Source organism: Alteromonas sp. ABD4_190 (genome assembly GCF_056160105.1).
Genome location: NZ_JBSWWN010000001.1, coordinates 1,809,243 through 1,823,614, shown reverse-complemented (window position 1 = coordinate 1,823,614; position 14,372 = coordinate 1,809,243). Strand labels below are relative to the sequence as shown.

17 protein-coding genes are annotated in these 14,372 nt (G+C 44.9%); all 17 read left to right on the top strand.

The genetic code is table 11. The features are described 5' to 3' along the window. Nucleotides 1-91: 91 nt before the first annotated feature. The 17 genes from ACXAFM_RS08055 (at nt 92) to ACXAFM_RS07975 (ending at nt 14,372) form a co-directional block, all read left to right on the top strand. Entirely contained in the window at nt 92-673 is a 582-nt protein-coding gene (locus ACXAFM_RS08055) for a phosphoglycerate mutase family protein (protein WP_474834103.1), read from the top strand. Between the two features lie 230 nt (nt 674-903). Next, on the top strand, nt 904-1,407 hold the full coding sequence (locus ACXAFM_RS08050) for a hypothetical protein (RefSeq protein WP_474834101.1): 504 nt from the start codon (nt 904-906) through the stop codon (nt 1,405-1,407). Nucleotides 1,408-1,633: 226 nt separating this feature from the next. Continuing rightward, nucleotides 1,634-2,488 carry an agglutinin biogenesis protein MshI gene (locus tag ACXAFM_RS08045; RefSeq protein WP_474834099.1) on the top strand — a complete coding sequence of 285 codons (855 nt, stop codon included), beginning with the start codon at nt 1,634-1,636 and terminating at the stop codon, nt 2,486-2,488. Then, nucleotides 2,485-3,111, top strand: a complete 627-nt coding sequence (locus ACXAFM_RS08040; protein ID WP_474834097.1) for a PilN domain-containing protein — start codon at nt 2,485-2,487, stop codon at nt 3,109-3,111. Before ACXAFM_RS08045 ends, ACXAFM_RS08040 begins: the two co-directional genes overlap by 4 nt. Beyond that, nucleotides 3,086-3,733, top strand: coding sequence for an agglutinin biogenesis protein MshJ (locus ACXAFM_RS08035; RefSeq protein ID WP_474834095.1), 648 nt, complete (start codon nt 3,086-3,088; stop codon nt 3,731-3,733). Before ACXAFM_RS08040 ends, ACXAFM_RS08035 begins: the two co-directional genes overlap by 26 nt. Before the next feature lie 18 nt (nt 3,734-3,751). Further along, nucleotides 3,752-4,069 (top strand): agglutinin biogenesis protein MshK, encoded by a 318-nt coding sequence (locus tag ACXAFM_RS08030; protein ID WP_474835553.1) that lies wholly within the window; start codon nt 3,752-3,754, stop codon nt 4,067-4,069. Then, nucleotides 4,053-5,810, top strand: a complete 1,758-nt coding sequence (mshL, locus tag ACXAFM_RS08025; protein WP_474834093.1) for a pilus (MSHA type) biogenesis protein MshL — start codon at nt 4,053-4,055, stop codon at nt 5,808-5,810. Before ACXAFM_RS08030 ends, mshL begins: the two co-directional genes overlap by 17 nt. 2 nt (nt 5,811-5,812) lie before the next feature. Beyond that, nucleotides 5,813-6,715: an ExeA family protein gene (locus ACXAFM_RS08020; RefSeq protein ID WP_474834091.1), complete on the top strand. Its 903-nt coding sequence runs from the start codon at nt 5,813-5,815 to the stop codon at nt 6,713-6,715. Then, a complete protein-coding gene (locus tag ACXAFM_RS08015) occupies nt 6,712-8,031 on the top strand; it encodes a tetratricopeptide repeat protein (protein WP_474834089.1) in 1,320 nt (439 codons plus the stop codon). The genes ACXAFM_RS08020 and ACXAFM_RS08015 overlap by 4 nt, the downstream gene beginning before the upstream one ends. Further along, nucleotides 8,031-9,743 carry a GspE/PulE family protein gene (locus tag ACXAFM_RS08010; protein WP_474828434.1) on the top strand — a complete coding sequence of 571 codons (1,713 nt, stop codon included), beginning with the start codon at nt 8,031-8,033 and terminating at the stop codon, nt 9,741-9,743. The genes ACXAFM_RS08015 and ACXAFM_RS08010 overlap by 1 nt, the downstream gene beginning before the upstream one ends. Then, on the top strand, nt 9,743-10,972 hold the full coding sequence (locus ACXAFM_RS08005; RefSeq protein ID WP_474828432.1) for a type II secretion system F family protein: 1,230 nt from the start codon (nt 9,743-9,745) through the stop codon (nt 10,970-10,972). The genes ACXAFM_RS08010 and ACXAFM_RS08005 overlap by 1 nt, the downstream gene beginning before the upstream one ends. A 30-nt stretch (nt 10,973-11,002) precedes the next feature. Then, nucleotides 11,003-11,503, top strand: coding sequence for a hypothetical protein (locus ACXAFM_RS08000; protein WP_474828430.1), 501 nt, complete (start codon nt 11,003-11,005; stop codon nt 11,501-11,503). Between the two features lie 44 nt (nt 11,504-11,547). Continuing rightward, nucleotides 11,548-12,135, top strand: coding sequence for a prepilin-type N-terminal cleavage/methylation domain-containing protein (locus tag ACXAFM_RS07995; protein ID WP_474834087.1), 588 nt, complete (start codon nt 11,548-11,550; stop codon nt 12,133-12,135). A gap of 22 nt (nt 12,136-12,157) precedes the next feature. Beyond that, nucleotides 12,158-12,655 carry a prepilin-type N-terminal cleavage/methylation domain-containing protein gene (locus tag ACXAFM_RS07990; RefSeq protein ID WP_474834085.1) on the top strand — a complete coding sequence of 166 codons (498 nt, stop codon included), beginning with the start codon at nt 12,158-12,160 and terminating at the stop codon, nt 12,653-12,655. Nucleotide 12,656: 1 nt separating this feature from the next. Beyond that, nucleotides 12,657-13,118: a type II secretion system protein gene (locus ACXAFM_RS07985; RefSeq protein ID WP_474830545.1), complete on the top strand. Its 462-nt coding sequence runs from the start codon at nt 12,657-12,659 to the stop codon at nt 13,116-13,118. Beyond that, nucleotides 13,108-13,629 carry a prepilin-type N-terminal cleavage/methylation domain-containing protein gene (locus tag ACXAFM_RS07980; RefSeq protein WP_474828424.1) on the top strand — a complete coding sequence of 174 codons (522 nt, stop codon included), beginning with the start codon at nt 13,108-13,110 and terminating at the stop codon, nt 13,627-13,629. Before ACXAFM_RS07985 ends, ACXAFM_RS07980 begins: the two co-directional genes overlap by 11 nt. Beyond that, nucleotides 13,629-14,372, top strand: coding sequence for a PulJ/GspJ family protein (locus ACXAFM_RS07975; protein ID WP_474834083.1), 744 nt, complete (start codon nt 13,629-13,631; stop codon nt 14,370-14,372). The genes ACXAFM_RS07980 and ACXAFM_RS07975 overlap by 1 nt, the downstream gene beginning before the upstream one ends.

The window sequence follows — 14,372 nt, the reverse complement described above, 5'->3', positions numbered from 1 at the left end:
GTATGCTCCCGCTGTATAAAGAAAATAACGATTCATAGAACCCTTTACTTAACGCTAGCGAAATCGTTAGCTTTTATTAACTGGACACAATATGAACACGGATGTCGTGAAAGAAAGTGCAGTCAAAGAAGTAATTTTCATTCGCCACGGAAAGCCACTTTCAGCCCACAATGAGAAAGTGAATGCCGCGGATTATGCAAGCTGGGTGCGTAACTACAATAAATCTCCCCTTGACCCAGCCAGCCAACCTAAACGAAAAATAGATATATCTGGTAGCTATATCGCCGTCAGTCCGCTTTTAAGAGCAAAGTTAACAGCAGCCCAATATGGGGCAACTTCAGTTGACGAAGAGCTACCGGAACTGAGAGAAATGGATATACCTTATTACAAGCTGCCTTTCACTTTACGCAGTTGGCACTGGGTTTTGCTGAGTCGGGCCCTTTGGTTTATGGGGACTAAAGGCCGCTTTGAGAGTTTTAAATATGCTAAAAAGCGGGTTGAAAAACTTTCATTGCATATCGATAAACTCAGCGAAACACACCATAAAGTGGTTCTGTTTGGGCATGGTATGACGAACTACTATACGCGAAAAGTGCTTATGAAAAGCGGATGGCAGCTGAAGCAAAAAGACAGTGATTTCTGGGGAATTACTATCCTACAAAAAGCCGTTTAACTAAGAGTCGTACTTCAATCATTGATACTGGTGAACGAGGTAGACTAAAGGTTTCCTTCAAGTTTCTTTGCGAACTGATAATACTTCATATTTTATTCACAATGCCGATAAACTAAGAACATAGCCAAGTCGATTTTCGCCTGCTACAGCCGCATCATGTTTTGCATATAGCGACAAACACCGAGGCTAAACAAGGTTTATTACTTCAGTTATAAGCTGAGAATCCACAAATGAACAAAAATAAAAAAGACTCAGACACCACTAAAAACGTTATTAAAGCGTCTATTGCCGTTATTTTCGCGGTAGCATTGGGGGTAGCAATTAACAATTTTCACGTTGATGAAGCAGATACGACAACAGAAGCTCTTGCAGAGCGTTTCGATACGTTTAAACGCCACGTTGTTTCTTCACATTGGCAATGGCGAGTGCGCCAGCCTACCACTATGATAATGCTTATTCACTATGATGACACAGGCAGCGAAATTAACCGAACACCAGTGCGTATGAACCACAATGGGTGGCCGACATCTGACATGTCAGATGCTGGATGTGAAAAAATTTGGTCATCAATAGTGGCATCCCCATTACGTGTCGACGGCTTCAAAGTGCATGCAAGATACTACGCCGAGCTTGAAATAAATGAAGATAACTATTGGTGCCGTTACAGCTTAAGCAGAGGAACCTACTTCGACTACTATCCCGCAAACGGTTCAGTTATGGATTTAAAAGGCTAGTAAGGTCTTCATACTAATACATATTAATATAAATGATCGCCTATGTAGGTATTTGGTTTATTTAGATAATTAGTCTACTTTTTAGTTAACGCCATGTCACAAACTGACGCCTTGAGGTATTGTTGATAATAAGATAATACTCGACACTAATGAATTAAGTAGGCATATGCTTTCTAGCTTATTCTCTTCGAAAAAGAACAATACAACGCTCACAGTAGGTGTTTCTGTGAGTGCTACTGAATTACATATTGCCGCTGTTAACTTTGGCAACAGTGGTCATGTACTCAGCTCTGTTGCGTCTGTTCCTTTCAATAATCTACAACCTCTTGAAACGCAATTAAGTGACGTATTGCGTGATTTCGAGAAGGAAACGTGTCGATTATCTGTTGTGCTTTCACAAGAAATGTACCATATGGTACAGGTCGATAAACCTGAAGTGCCTGAAGAAGACATTACAACCGCGCTCCCTTGGACCCTTGGCGAGTTGGTTCCGTTTGATTCTAGCAATATTGTTTTGGACTACATCGACTACCCAGTTCAAACTCGCGCCGGCAATAAAAAAATTGATGTGTTTGCTGCAGATAAATCCTCGCTTTCCGCGCTGGTTCAAAGTTTGTCGAAAAAGAAAGAGGTAAAGCTCACTCATATTCACGCCAAAGAAGTGTTGGCTACAGAAATGGTACCTGATGATGACTATGCGCGATTACTCATTATTCAAGAGCCCAATAGCGAACCTTTTTTGATGATAGTGCGTTCGCGTGCTATTTGGCTATCGCGACGATTGAGAGGCTTTGTCAAAAAAAACGCCGCCGAAGAAGATTTAGTCCAGTTAGGCGACATGCTTGGATTAGAAATACAGCGCTCGATGGATTTCTATGAGTCACAGCTAAAACAGCCACCGCTAAAAGAAATTTTGTTCAGAACACAGTTTGATTGCGAGCCTGTAATAGAGCGCTTAAAGCCGTTTCAGCCTGCGGCTATGAAAAAGTTCGTGCCGGAGCTCGAGTTAGCTGATGTTGTTGACCCCACTTGCCACTTTGCTTTGGCCAGTGCGCTTGTTGCAGCGAGGGAGGCACAGTGAAACGAACAATAAACCTTTACCATCCATCGCTTAAGCCTAAAAAAGAGCGCTTGCCCCTATCAAAGGTGCTTTGGGTAAATGGCGTGGCGTTTGCCATAATGCTCATTGCTGTTGTGGCTTTTAACGTGTTGCTAAACGCGAAACAAGAAAAAATACAAGAGATGTCGGCATCGACACGCCAAATCAATGATGAGATTAAATCACTCAATGATGCCCTAGAGAAAAAGCGAGATACCAAAGCGCTTGAGCAGCAGCTTGAGCAAGTGAATGCAAAGATAGAAAACAGAAAGCAATTGCTTGCCTATTTAGAAAGTGGAGAGCTGTCTTTTGATGCAACCAAGTATGGCGAAGTGATGGACGACTTAGCCAACTATCACAACCAGAACCTTTGGCTTACCAGCATAAACATAGATACCCAGAAAATTCGTTTGTCAGGGCAAACGGTGGCACCGTCGTCTATTCCTGTTTGGTTAAAGAAATTACAGCAATCACCTTTCTTTCAGGGTAAGTCATTTTCGTCAGTGAAGTTCGACGAAGTAGATGGGGCTGAAGACGTGAAGCAATTTTTAATATCAACTGATTTTGAAGGAGACGCTGATGAGTCAGTATCAACAGCTCTCTGATAAGTTTTCTGCGCTCGAAAACAGAGAAAAGCAGCTTATTTTGTGGGTGAACTTTGGCCTTATCGTTTATCTGTTCTTTTGGTTTGGCATATCGCCCGCGCTAGATAGCATGTCTGGTGCGGATAAAACCCTTACTCGAAAAGAAAGTGAATACAAGGCGCTGGTTATTCAGAGGGATGCCATTCAGCAAGCGCTGTCTGTCGATTACACACAGCGTATGCAACAAGAATTGGATAGCGCGAGAAAAGTACTATTGAGCGTAGACGATGAGCTACTTTCATTGAACGAAGGTTTCGTGGCTGCCGACAGAATGCCCGAGTTGTTAATGACGTTATTGAATGAAGAAAACAATGTGAGCTTGGTTAACTTTAACGTAGAACCTACTCAAATTCTTCGTTTTGGTGAAGGTGAAACGCAAAGTACATCATTCTATCGTCACAATATGCGTTTAGTGATTGAGGGTAGTTACTTCGACTTACGCAGTTATCTAGCGCGTCTACAAGCGGCACCAGAAAAAGTCATTGTGACGGACTTCGCTTATAACGTCGACGAATATCCCAGTGCATCACTGACATTGGGGTTAGCGACAGTAAGCAATAACGCTACCTTCATTTCGCTTTAAGGAGTCTAGGTGAAGACGATGAAATGCTTCATATTTAGTTTGTTGATAGTAGGTAGTGTTTTCAAGCCTGCAATGGCCGCAGTAGACCCAACTAAACCTGCCCAGTTCAAGGGGGCGAGTGCAAGCGAAAGCAACTTACTAGATGGTGAATTGGCACTGCAGTCAATTTTTAAACGCAGTTCCGGTTATAGCGCGATCATCTCTGGCAAGTCTTATCGAGAGGGTGATACGCTCAATGAATTTACTGTGTCTAAAATAAACCCTAAACACGTGATTATAACTGACGGTCGTCAGCAGAAAATACTAAGAATGTATGCATATGAAATTAAAAAATAGCCTTATTTCTAACGCACTGGTGCTAGCTGCGGTGTTTGTTATCGCGGGTTGTCAAACCTATGGTGTTGGCGAGGAAGTGAAGCCACATATTCGCGACGAACTCAATCGTTCGCAGAATGTTCCAGTTAGTAAGCCCACACCTCCGCCACAGTTAAACCAAGAATTGCTGTCAGAAGTAGCGCGTTATCAATCGCTACCGGCTCCTACCTCTCAGAAAATGTTCGCGGTATCTGCCAACAATGTAGATGTTCGCCCTTTCTTTGATGCGCTAGTGGAAGATACGCCTTATAGCGTGGCAGTGCACCCAGCTGTGTCAGGGCAAATCAGCTTAACGCTTAAAGACGTAGCGCTTGATGACGTGCTTACGATTATCTCTAGAATGTATCCGCTGGATGTATTTTTAGAAGGTAAGGTCATCCAGGTTATGCCTTCTCAATTAAAAACAGAATCTATCCCGGTAAACTTCCTTATGATCAAGCGTTTTGGTGTGTCGAACGTAAGCGTGATTGCTGGTGGAGTAAGCGAGCAGGACCAAAATAACGGTGGTAACAACGGCGGTATTAACGGCAACAATAACATCAGCGGTAACGCACTGGGCGGTCAAGGTGGTTTTGGTGGACTTGGTGGCCAAGGCGGTCTTGGCGGCAACAACATACAGCAGCTAAACGGTTCAAACATTCAAACTACCAGTGAAAACGATTTTTGGAGTGACTTAAAAGAAGCGTTAAAAGTTCTGGTATCACCCACTGAAGGTCGTCAAGTAGTGGTTTCACCGCAGGCGGGGTTAGTGACGGTTCGTGCGCTGCCAAGCGAAATTGCTGTGGTCAAAGATTTCTTAAACCAAAGTCAAGAAAGTTTGCAGCGCCAGGTAGTGCTGGAGGCGCGTATTATTGAGGTCACGCTTAATGATGGTTACCAGCAAGGCGTACGGTGGGACCGGATAGCAAGTGGCTTAACGGGTAGCCTCAATTTTGGGTTTAGCGGCGGGGCGCTTGCTTCGAATTTTGCAGCAAACACCGCTTCGGGCATTGACCCTGCAATTAACGCCGTAAATGCTATCGGCAACTCGATTTCTAGCGATATCGGTGGAGTATCAACGCTACGTATTTCCCGCGGTGACTTTGATGGCGTAATCAATATGCTTCAAACCCAGGGCGACGTGCAAATGCTCAGTAATCCGCGCGTAACGGTGACTAACAATCAAAAGGCCGTTATTAAAGTAGGTCAAGATGAGTACTTTGTTACAGATGTATCGACTAGTGAAGATCAGAGTGCGACCCAGACTGAAAATGAAAACGATATAGAACTAACCCCCTTCTTCTCTGGTATTGCTTTGGATGTAACTCCGCAAATAGACAAGAGCGGCTCTGTGATATTGCACGTTCACCCTTCAGTTACAGAAACAGCGGAGCAGACCAAGGTTATCCAAGTGGGTGACCAACAAATTTTGTTACCGCTAGCACAAAGCAATATCCGTGAATCAGACACAGTGATCCGCGCTCGCGACGGTGAAATTGTGGTGATCGGCGGGTTAATGGAAACGGTTACTAGCGAGCAAGAATCCAAAACGCCGCTGTTAGGTGACATCCCTATTATAGGTAACGCGTTTAAAAACAAAGCGAAAACCCAGAGCAAGCGCGAATTGGTTATTCTTATTCGCCCTTCTGTGGTACAGCCAGATACGTGGGAAAAGCAGCGCCTTCGCACTCAGTCTTTGCTTGACCAGTGGTATAGAAACTAATTATGTATCAGGGCTTTTATCACTTCACAGAAATGCCGTTTTCGCTCACGCCGAACACGGATTTCTTTTGTGCACTGGCGCCGCACAATGAAGCGTTAAAAGTCATTTTGTCTGCGTTAAGTATGTCTGAAGGTTTTATCAAAGTGACCGGTGAAGTAGGTACAGGTAAAACCTTGTTGTGCCGCAAGCTGATAAATCACCTTTCGGATAAATTTGTAGCCTGCTACTTACCGAATCCATACCTTAGCCCTGACGAGTTGCGTATAGCATTTGCCAATGAATTAGGTATTGATGTAAGTAAAAACGAAGCCTCTCAGGGGTTACACAGTGCCATAGAGTCAAGGCTGTTAGCACTTAAACAGGAAGGGCGGCAAGCAGTACTGATTATCGATGAAGCGCAATCGTTAAGCTGGGATGCACTTGAGATGCTGCGCTTATTTAGCAACTTAGAAACTGAGAAAAGTAAGCTACTTCAAATTGTTTTATTCGGTCAGCCAGAACTTGACGCTAACCTGTCAAACCCCAAGGTTAGGCAAATCCGTCAGCGCATCAGCTTTTCGTACACGCTGCGCACAATGACGTCGGCGGAAGTGGATTATTACATAGGGCATAGGCTAACAACGGCGGGCGGAAGCGAGCAATTAATTTCTAAGGGTTTACGGGCTTTTATCGCATTAGTCACCCGAGGAACGCCACGGTTGGTTAACATCGTTTGCCACAAAATTCTTCTTCGTGCTTACGGTCAAGGGAAAAGTTCGGCGAGTTGGCAACATACGATAAGTGCAGTAATTGATACTGATGACTGTAAACGGCGGCTAGTACCTAGACAAAGTATTGTGGTTTTATCGATAGCCGTGGTTGCTGTAGCAAGTGCGCTTCATCTTTACGGAGCGCAGAACTTTTGAGTATTTTGAATGACACCCTAAAGTCCCTTGATGAGCGAAACCAGAACGAAGATTTTGGCTTGCCGCCTACGGTTCACGTCGAAAATCGTTCGCTGTGGCCTAAAGCGCTGATTGCGCTCACTGTACTAGGTCTAGCTATTTGGCTGGTGTTGAGCAGCATGACTGAGTCTGGGAATAGTAACAGTGTTGGTAATACAGGTAGCGCTGACATTGTTGCAAAAGGCGATGTACAGAATACAGCAGCAAGCTCACTGGAAAATAAGCCCATCCAAGCGGACAGAGAAAGTACTTCCAAGCAAGGTGTCGATAGTGCCGAACAACAGTTAGAGGGCATGAAATCTACGCCGTTATCCGAGCAAGATTTGGCATACCAAAATACGCCGTCAGATGTGGCCGAGATTGTATTTAATAGTATTGATGAGACGGTAGTCGACGACGAGGCTGAATATAGGCAGCGTGCGCAAGCTGCTAATACTTCAAACGCAAGCTCGAATGTTAAGTCAAAAGTAGGGGCAACCGTAATTGCAGCCGAGACCACAACAGCTGAGGCAGAAGAAACTGGGGCGGCAGGAGTGAAAGCCTCAGGCTTAACCCAAGAAAAAGCAAATATACAAACGGCCAACAAGACAAGTGTTGGAACAAACGTTAAAACAAGCGGTGAATTGAGCTCGCCTAAGTCAGACAACATTATTTCGCGTGAGCCAGCAATTGACATTACGCCTAAATCTCCAGAGCAACAAAGCGCTGTTCATTTAGAAGCTGGGCTGAAAGCTTACAATTTTGGAATTTTCGACGACGCCCAAAAAAGCTTTACTCTTGCACTGTCTACCTATCCACAAAACACCGAGGCTCGCAAACAATTAGCCGCGCTTTATTTTGGGCAGAATAACAACCTACAAGCTCTCCAGGTGCTTTCAGAAGGCGTTGTGATGTCGCCAGAGTCGTTAGTGTGGCGCGAGCTTATGGCCAAGATTTTGGTTCAAGAAAGTCGTTTTGAAGAAGCATTGAACCTGATGCCTGACAGCTTAGATGTAAAAGCACTGGCTGAAAAACGTATCGATTACTTGATACTAAAGGGCACCTCTGCACAAACCATCAACAAACCAAAACAAGCTGTCTCGGCGTTTAGTGCCATGACTTCGCTACAACCAAATAACGCTAAATGGTGGCTGGCACTGGGGGTTAATTATGATGCACTGGAAGACAAGCGTTTGGCTATTTCTTCATATTCCAGAGCCCTAGCAATCGGTGGCCTCTCTTCTACGTCATCGCAATATGCCAGTGCCCGCCTAACTGATTTACAGGAGCAACCTTAATGCGTCCTCGATTAAAGATGCGCCTCGGCGATTTATTAGTTCACGAAAATATTATTACCAGCGAACAGCTTGATAATGCACTATCTGCACAGCGTTCATCTGGGCGCAAACTGGGTGATACGCTTATTGACTTAGGGTTTATCAGCGAGCCTCAACTTCTGCGCTTTCTTGCGCAGCAGCTCAATATTCCGTTTTTAGATATAACACAGCGCCGAATTGATCCAGAGCAGGCGCAACTTATACCAGAAACTTATGCAAGACGCTATCGCGCGCTAGTACTAGAAGCTGACGACGATGAAGTGCTGCTTGGTATGAGCGACCCCACCGATTTAGGCGGTCTTGACCAGCTTGGGCCGCTAGTAGCTCCTCGCAATATTGAACTAGCTATCGTGCAAGAGCATCAAATGCTTGAAGCATTCGATACCGTGTATCGTCGCACTCAAGATATTGCGTCATTTGCAGAAAAGTTGGGCGAAGAATATGCCGATGAAGCCGATTTTGAACTCTCTGCCTTAGACGATACCACTTCAGATGCCACAGTAGTAAAACTACTCCACTCTATTTTTGAAGATGCAGTACAGGTGCGTGCATCTGATATTCATATTGAGCCAGATGAAAATATTCTGCGCATAAGGCAGCGTGTTGACGGCGTGCTGCAGGAAAACACGCTAAACCAGGTTAAAATTGCCTCGGCATTGGTACTTAGGCTAAAGCTAATGTCTGGACTCGACATATCAGAAAAGCGCATTCCTCAAGATGGGCGTTTCAATATTAAAGTGAAGGGTCATACCCTTGATGTGCGTGTTTCCACCATGCCTGTCGCTAACGGTGAAGCGGTGGTGATGCGTTTGCTAGATCAATCCGCGGGTCTTTTGACGTTAGATCAGACGGGGATGCCGGATGCGATGGCCGAGAAATTTCGCGCAGCAATAAACCGACCTCACGGCATGATATTGGTCACTGGGCCTACAGGTTCAGGTAAAACCACGACCTTGTATGGCGCATTGAGCGAACTCAACAAGCCAGACTTGAAAATCATTACCGCTGAAGACCCCATTGAATATCGTTTGCCTCGTGTTAATCAGGTGCAAGTTAACTCAAAAATTGGTCTCGACTTCGCGTCAATTTTACGTACCACCCTTCGACAAGACCCTGACATTATCATGGTAGGGGAGATGCGCGATCAAGAAACAGTTGAAATAGGACTGAGAGGAGCACTAACTGGCCACTTGGTTTTAAGTACGCTTCACACCAATGACTCTGTAACTAGCGCCATCCGTCTTATCGATATGGGCGCGGCGCCCTATCTAGTAGCAACATCACTGCGTGGCGTTTTGGCGCAGCGTTTGGTACGTCGTGTATGTGACAACTGTAAAGAAGAGCGGCCGCCAAGCGCGCAAGAGCAAGCATGGGTAGGTTTCCTAAAGCCAGAACTAGCAAATGCGACTTTTTACAAAGGTAGGGGCTGCAATAGCTGTAACCACACAGGTTACAAAGGTCGTATTGGTGTTTTCGAGTTTTTGGAAATGAACGAAGATATGATGGAAGCGCTGCGAGATGACGATACGCAGGGGTTTGTTGACGCGACAAAGGCCAACAAGGACTTTGTTCCACTTTCTCATATGGCTCTTGATTATGCAGCTGAAGGCAAAACCTCATTAGATGAGGTCTTCAAAGTCGCTGAGTTTGTTCCTGAGGTGGTGAACCACTAATGCCTCAGTTTAGCTATGCGGGTAAATCGACTCAAGGTGGTCCTGAAAAAGGGGTTATTGAAGCTGCCTCAGCACAAGCCGCAGCGCAGGCTTTACTGTCTAAAAACATAGTTCCTATTTCTATAGAAGAAACTAAAAAGGCAGCAGAAGCGGGCAGTGGCTTAGACATTGGCCACTTATTCGAAGCTAAAGTGGGACTGGATGAGATGATCATCTTTTCTCGCCAAATGTACTCGCTTCTTAAAGCGGGTATTCCGATTATTCGGGCAATTAAAGGGCTAAGTGAAAACGCCTCACATAAGCGTTTCCAAGAAATTTTAAAGGACATTGCCGATCAGCTTGAACAAGGCAGAAGCTTATCTTCGGCCATGACAAAGTATGAAAAAGTCTTCACGCGGTTGACCATTTCTGTTGTCGTAGTAGGGGAAAATACCGGTAAGCTGGACGATGTTTTTCTGCAGTTAGCCCTCTATTTTGAACGAGAACAGGAAACACGAAAACGCATTAAATCGGCGTTGCGGTACCCCACATTTGTATTGATAGCACTCGCTATTGCTATGTTTATATTGAACCTTTTCGTTGTACCCGTTTTTACACAAATGTTTGAGCGGTTCGACACCGAGCTACCTATAATGACTCGCGTGCTGATAGGCACTTCAAACTTCTTTGTAAACTACTGGTGGTTAATCTTAATTGTTCTAATTGGAACAATTTTTTCGGCTAAACAATACGTTAATTCGACTAATGGACGACTTAAATGGGACAAATTTAAACTAAAGTTGCCTGTTGTAGGCAGCATTATTGAGCGATCATTGTTAGCAAGATATAGCCGTAGTTTTTCTATGATTTTGCGAGCTGGTGTGCCGTTAACCGCAGGCCTGTCACTAACAGCGGATGCTGTAGATAACGCCCATATGCAGATGCGCATTAAAGAAATGCGCCAGGGCATAGAAAAAGGCGAAAGTTTGCTGAGGGTTTCGAAAAATAGCGAACTGTTTTCTACACTTGTACTACAAATGATAGCTGTGGGTGAGGAAACGGGTCGATTAGAGCCGCTTTTGGAAGAGAGCGCAGACTATTACGAACGTGAAGTTGATTTCGACCTTAAGAGCTTAACGGCCAAAATTGAACCTATTTTGATAGGTTTTGTAGCGGTAATGGTATTAATACTGGCGCTTGGCATATTTACACCAATGTGGAACATGATGTCGGCGGTAAAGGGCGGGTAAGAGTTTCGCGCCATTTTAGTGGGGTAAAGCGTGGCTAGCACTAAGTCAGGGTTATTTAACTTTATCGTGATTGGTTTGGTGCTTGCTGTTGTGGCTGCTACGTATGTTTATCACGCAACGCCAGTAATAAAAGAAGCTGAAAAAGTTAACAAAGAAAACGCAGTGGCTCAGTTTCAGCGGGTTGTTATGTTGGCAAGGGCCCAGTGGATAAAGACCAAGCAATCAAAGGTTTTGATTTACGAAATTGACTTTGATGCCAGTGGCGACATAAAGCAGAAGCGCCAACAAGAAGTCGCTGCAGAGTTATTTGTAAATATAAAAGGCTGGCCTGAAGGGCTTGAGGCTGGGTTAGGGAATGCCTGTGAATATATGTTCACGTTGGCGACACTAAGAGAATTCGATATGTCGTCTGAAGTATCGGTAAACGATGAATACGTGAACGGCTATTTGCGATGTGCATACTTTTTTCAAGACAAGGTTTGGTTCGAGTACCACGCCGATAGCGGCTTGGTAAGAGAAAAAAGAAGTTAACTAAGCGTCGGAGTTATGCGCTTATTTGTAATCTAGGAGATGCTATGAACACGAGACAGCAAGGCTTTACACTAATAGAGCTTATCATTGTTGTAATTATTTTAGGCTTGCTTGCGGCTACAGCGCTACCGCGTTTTATCGATGTTACTGATGAAGCGCGAGAGGCCAGTGTAGAAGGAGTAGCAGGTGGCTTTGCGGCTGCTGTTGGTCTTGTGCGCGCACAGTGGGAAGTGGAAGGCCGCCCAAGCGGCAACAACAGTGGCGCTAACAGCACAGTAGTCACCTATGACCAAACGCCAGTGGGCGTAGATGGCACCATTGGCTATCCCACAGGCAGCCCAACGGGCAATACGCTTATTTCTTCGGTGAACAATGCCGAATGTAAAAACACATTTGACCTAATTCTACAGTCAGCGCCTACTAACACAACATCAACCAATGATACGGTTGTTGCTGACTTCAGATATGCGGTACGTTCAGATGACTCTGGCACAAACACGCTTTGTGTTTACTACTTAGTTGAGTCTATGGGTTTACCTAACAATGTAGCGCCAGCAGACGGCACGCCTGACGGTACGACGTTTGACGGTTTCACTTACAACCCAGCCACTGGCCAGGTTACTGTTTTTTAATTAATACTCAGGAAGTTTGATTATGCAAAAAGTATCAACACAACAGGGTTTCACCCTAATCGAGTTAATCATTGTAATTGTATTGCTGGGTATCCTAGCGGTAACCGCAGCACCTAAGTTTCTGAACCTTCAAGACGACGCACGTGATTCTGTATTGCAGGGTATCGCTGGATCTTTGGAATCTTCATCATCTGTTGTTTATGGCAAAGCGCTAATTAATGACGTGGCGGGAACGAGCGATGCTTCTCAAACTGTAGACGTAGGCTCTTCAACAGTATCTTTGGTATATGGATATCCAGCAGGTCAAACAACTGCTAATTTCACAGCTTTGCTAGACCTACCAGATGAATACCAAGTTTCTACTGATGGGACTGGCGTTGCGATTATATATTACACAGGGTTCGGAACTTACTCTGACACAGCTCCAACAGCAGCGGACGCTGCGTGTACTGTAGAATATACAAATCCAACAGCCGAAGGCGAGCGCCCGTCGATTGAAGTCAACACTTGCGTTCAGTAATGTGAAGAAAAGCGGTTTTACACTAGTAGAACTTATAATAACCATTTTGGTTATTGGGGTGCTGGCGGTTACCGCCGCACCTCGCTTTCTTGGTAGCGATACTGAAGAAGCCATTGCACTTCGCGACAGAACCCTTCAGTTAGTGCGTAATATGCAGCTTCGCGCCATGCAAAACGTACAAGACAGCAGCTGCGTGAAAATAACGAGTACAGTTATTGCTCCCCCCGCTGGACACGACTGCGCGAACGCTCTTTCCACTGCTTTTGATGACGACCAAATTGTTAACGCATCCAACACCGACTTTATCTTCCAAACTGCAGATGATAACGGCGATAGTTTTTCGCAAATTCGGTTTGACGGATTCGGCCGACCGAGCAACATTGCCTGCTTAACTAACTGCAAAATTCAAATAAGTACCTTTGCCATGTGTTTGCAAAGTGAAGGGGCCATTTATGCGTGCTAGCGCAGTGTTTCCTACGCGTAAAAAACGCAGTGAAGGCTTTACTTTGTTAGAGCTAGTAATTGGTATTGTTGTATTCACTATCAGCTTAACAATAGTGTTATCGCTTATTGTTCCGCAAGCTGAGCAAACGGCTGAGCCATTTCGCCAAGTAAAAGCAGCTAAGTTAGGTCAGTCGTTAATGAACGATATTCTAAGCCGTTCGTTTGATGAAAACAGCGACCGAAGCCCGCCTTTTGAAACCTGTAATACCAAAGGAAATTGCTCAACAACACTTGGCCCTGAAGAGGCGAGCGAAGACGACTATGATGATGTTGACGATTACAACGGCTATGTAGTGAGTAACGTCGGCGGTAACTACAACAATTTTGCTTTTACGGTAACGGTAGATTACGACAGTGACTTAGATGACAGTACGCTCACTGACGGTCAAACGTTCAAGCGAATTGATATAGCCGTGACTGCACCAGACGGCCAAATCTACAACTTTAGCGCTTATCGAGGGAGCTATTAATGTTTCCACGACAAGCACAGCGTCAGCGCGGTTTTACGCTTATAGAGCTTATTCTAGTGATCACTATTTTAGGTGTAATTAGCGTATCTGTCGCCCAAGTGATTTCTTTAAGTGCGCAAATTTATATAACCGGTGCAGAGCGGACCCGCCTTGTTTCAGAAGCGCGCTTTATTATTTTGCGACTGGAAAAAGAACTACGTAATGTAGTGCCAAACTCAGTGTCATTTGACGCAAGTTTAGGGTGCCTTTCTTACTACCCGATTAAAGAAAGCGGTACATACGTAGGTGATGCGTTTAATAATCCCATGCACGTAGTCGTGTTCAACAGTCAGTTAAGTGTGAATGACACACTCGTTATATACCCCACAAACCCGCAGAGCGTGAATGATAACGGCCGAACTATAGATGCTATTACTGATGCTGCTTCTGAGCCGACTAGCGATAATCAATATGAGCTCACGCTTAGCGCCGCGAACACACAATCTTCCCCAGGCAAACGCTTCTTCGTTCCTGAAGCGCAAGTAACAGTGTGCAGAACATCTACCTCTCAGGGAGAGCGTTTAATCAGAACGCAAGGTGGTACTTCCGGCGTTCTTGGAACTAATGTGACATCGTGGAGCGCGAATGTAGTCACCGCGGGTTTACGCCAAAATGGCTTAATTGAGCTACAAATGACCTTAGAAAACAGTGATGATGAGCAGATATCCGTTGTACACGAGGTTCATTTCCCTAATGTGCCCTAG

Bases quoted from the DNA above. Each gene is read 5' to 3' on its own strand.
- ACXAFM_RS08055 (WP_474834103.1), top strand. From the start codon at position 92: ATGAACACGGATGTCGTGAAAGAAAGTGCAGTCAAAGAAGTAATTTTC.
- ACXAFM_RS08050 (WP_474834101.1), top strand. From the start codon at position 904: ATGAACAAAAATAAAAAAGACTCAGACACCACTAAAAACGTTATTAAA.
- ACXAFM_RS08035 (WP_474834095.1), top strand. From the start codon at position 3,086: ATGAGTCAGTATCAACAGCTCTCTGATAAGTTTTCTGCGCTCGAAAAC.
- ACXAFM_RS08030 (WP_474835553.1), top strand. From the start codon at position 3,752: ATGAAATGCTTCATATTTAGTTTGTTGATAGTAGGTAGTGTTTTCAAG.
- mshL (WP_474834093.1), top strand. From the start codon at position 4,053: ATGAAATTAAAAAATAGCCTTATTTCTAACGCACTGGTGCTAGCTGCG.
- ACXAFM_RS08020 (WP_474834091.1), top strand. From the start codon at position 5,813: ATGTATCAGGGCTTTTATCACTTCACAGAAATGCCGTTTTCGCTCACG.
- ACXAFM_RS08010 (WP_474828434.1), top strand. From the start codon at position 8,031: ATGCGTCCTCGATTAAAGATGCGCCTCGGCGATTTATTAGTTCACGAA.
- ACXAFM_RS08005 (WP_474828432.1), top strand. From the start codon at position 9,743: ATGCCTCAGTTTAGCTATGCGGGTAAATCGACTCAAGGTGGTCCTGAA.
- ACXAFM_RS07995 (WP_474834087.1), top strand. From the start codon at position 11,548: ATGAACACGAGACAGCAAGGCTTTACACTAATAGAGCTTATCATTGTT.
- ACXAFM_RS07990 (WP_474834085.1), top strand. From the start codon at position 12,158: ATGCAAAAAGTATCAACACAACAGGGTTTCACCCTAATCGAGTTAATC.
- ACXAFM_RS07980 (WP_474828424.1), top strand. From the start codon at position 13,108: ATGCGTGCTAGCGCAGTGTTTCCTACGCGTAAAAAACGCAGTGAAGGC.
- ACXAFM_RS07975 (WP_474834083.1), top strand. From the start codon at position 13,629: ATGTTTCCACGACAAGCACAGCGTCAGCGCGGTTTTACGCTTATAGAG.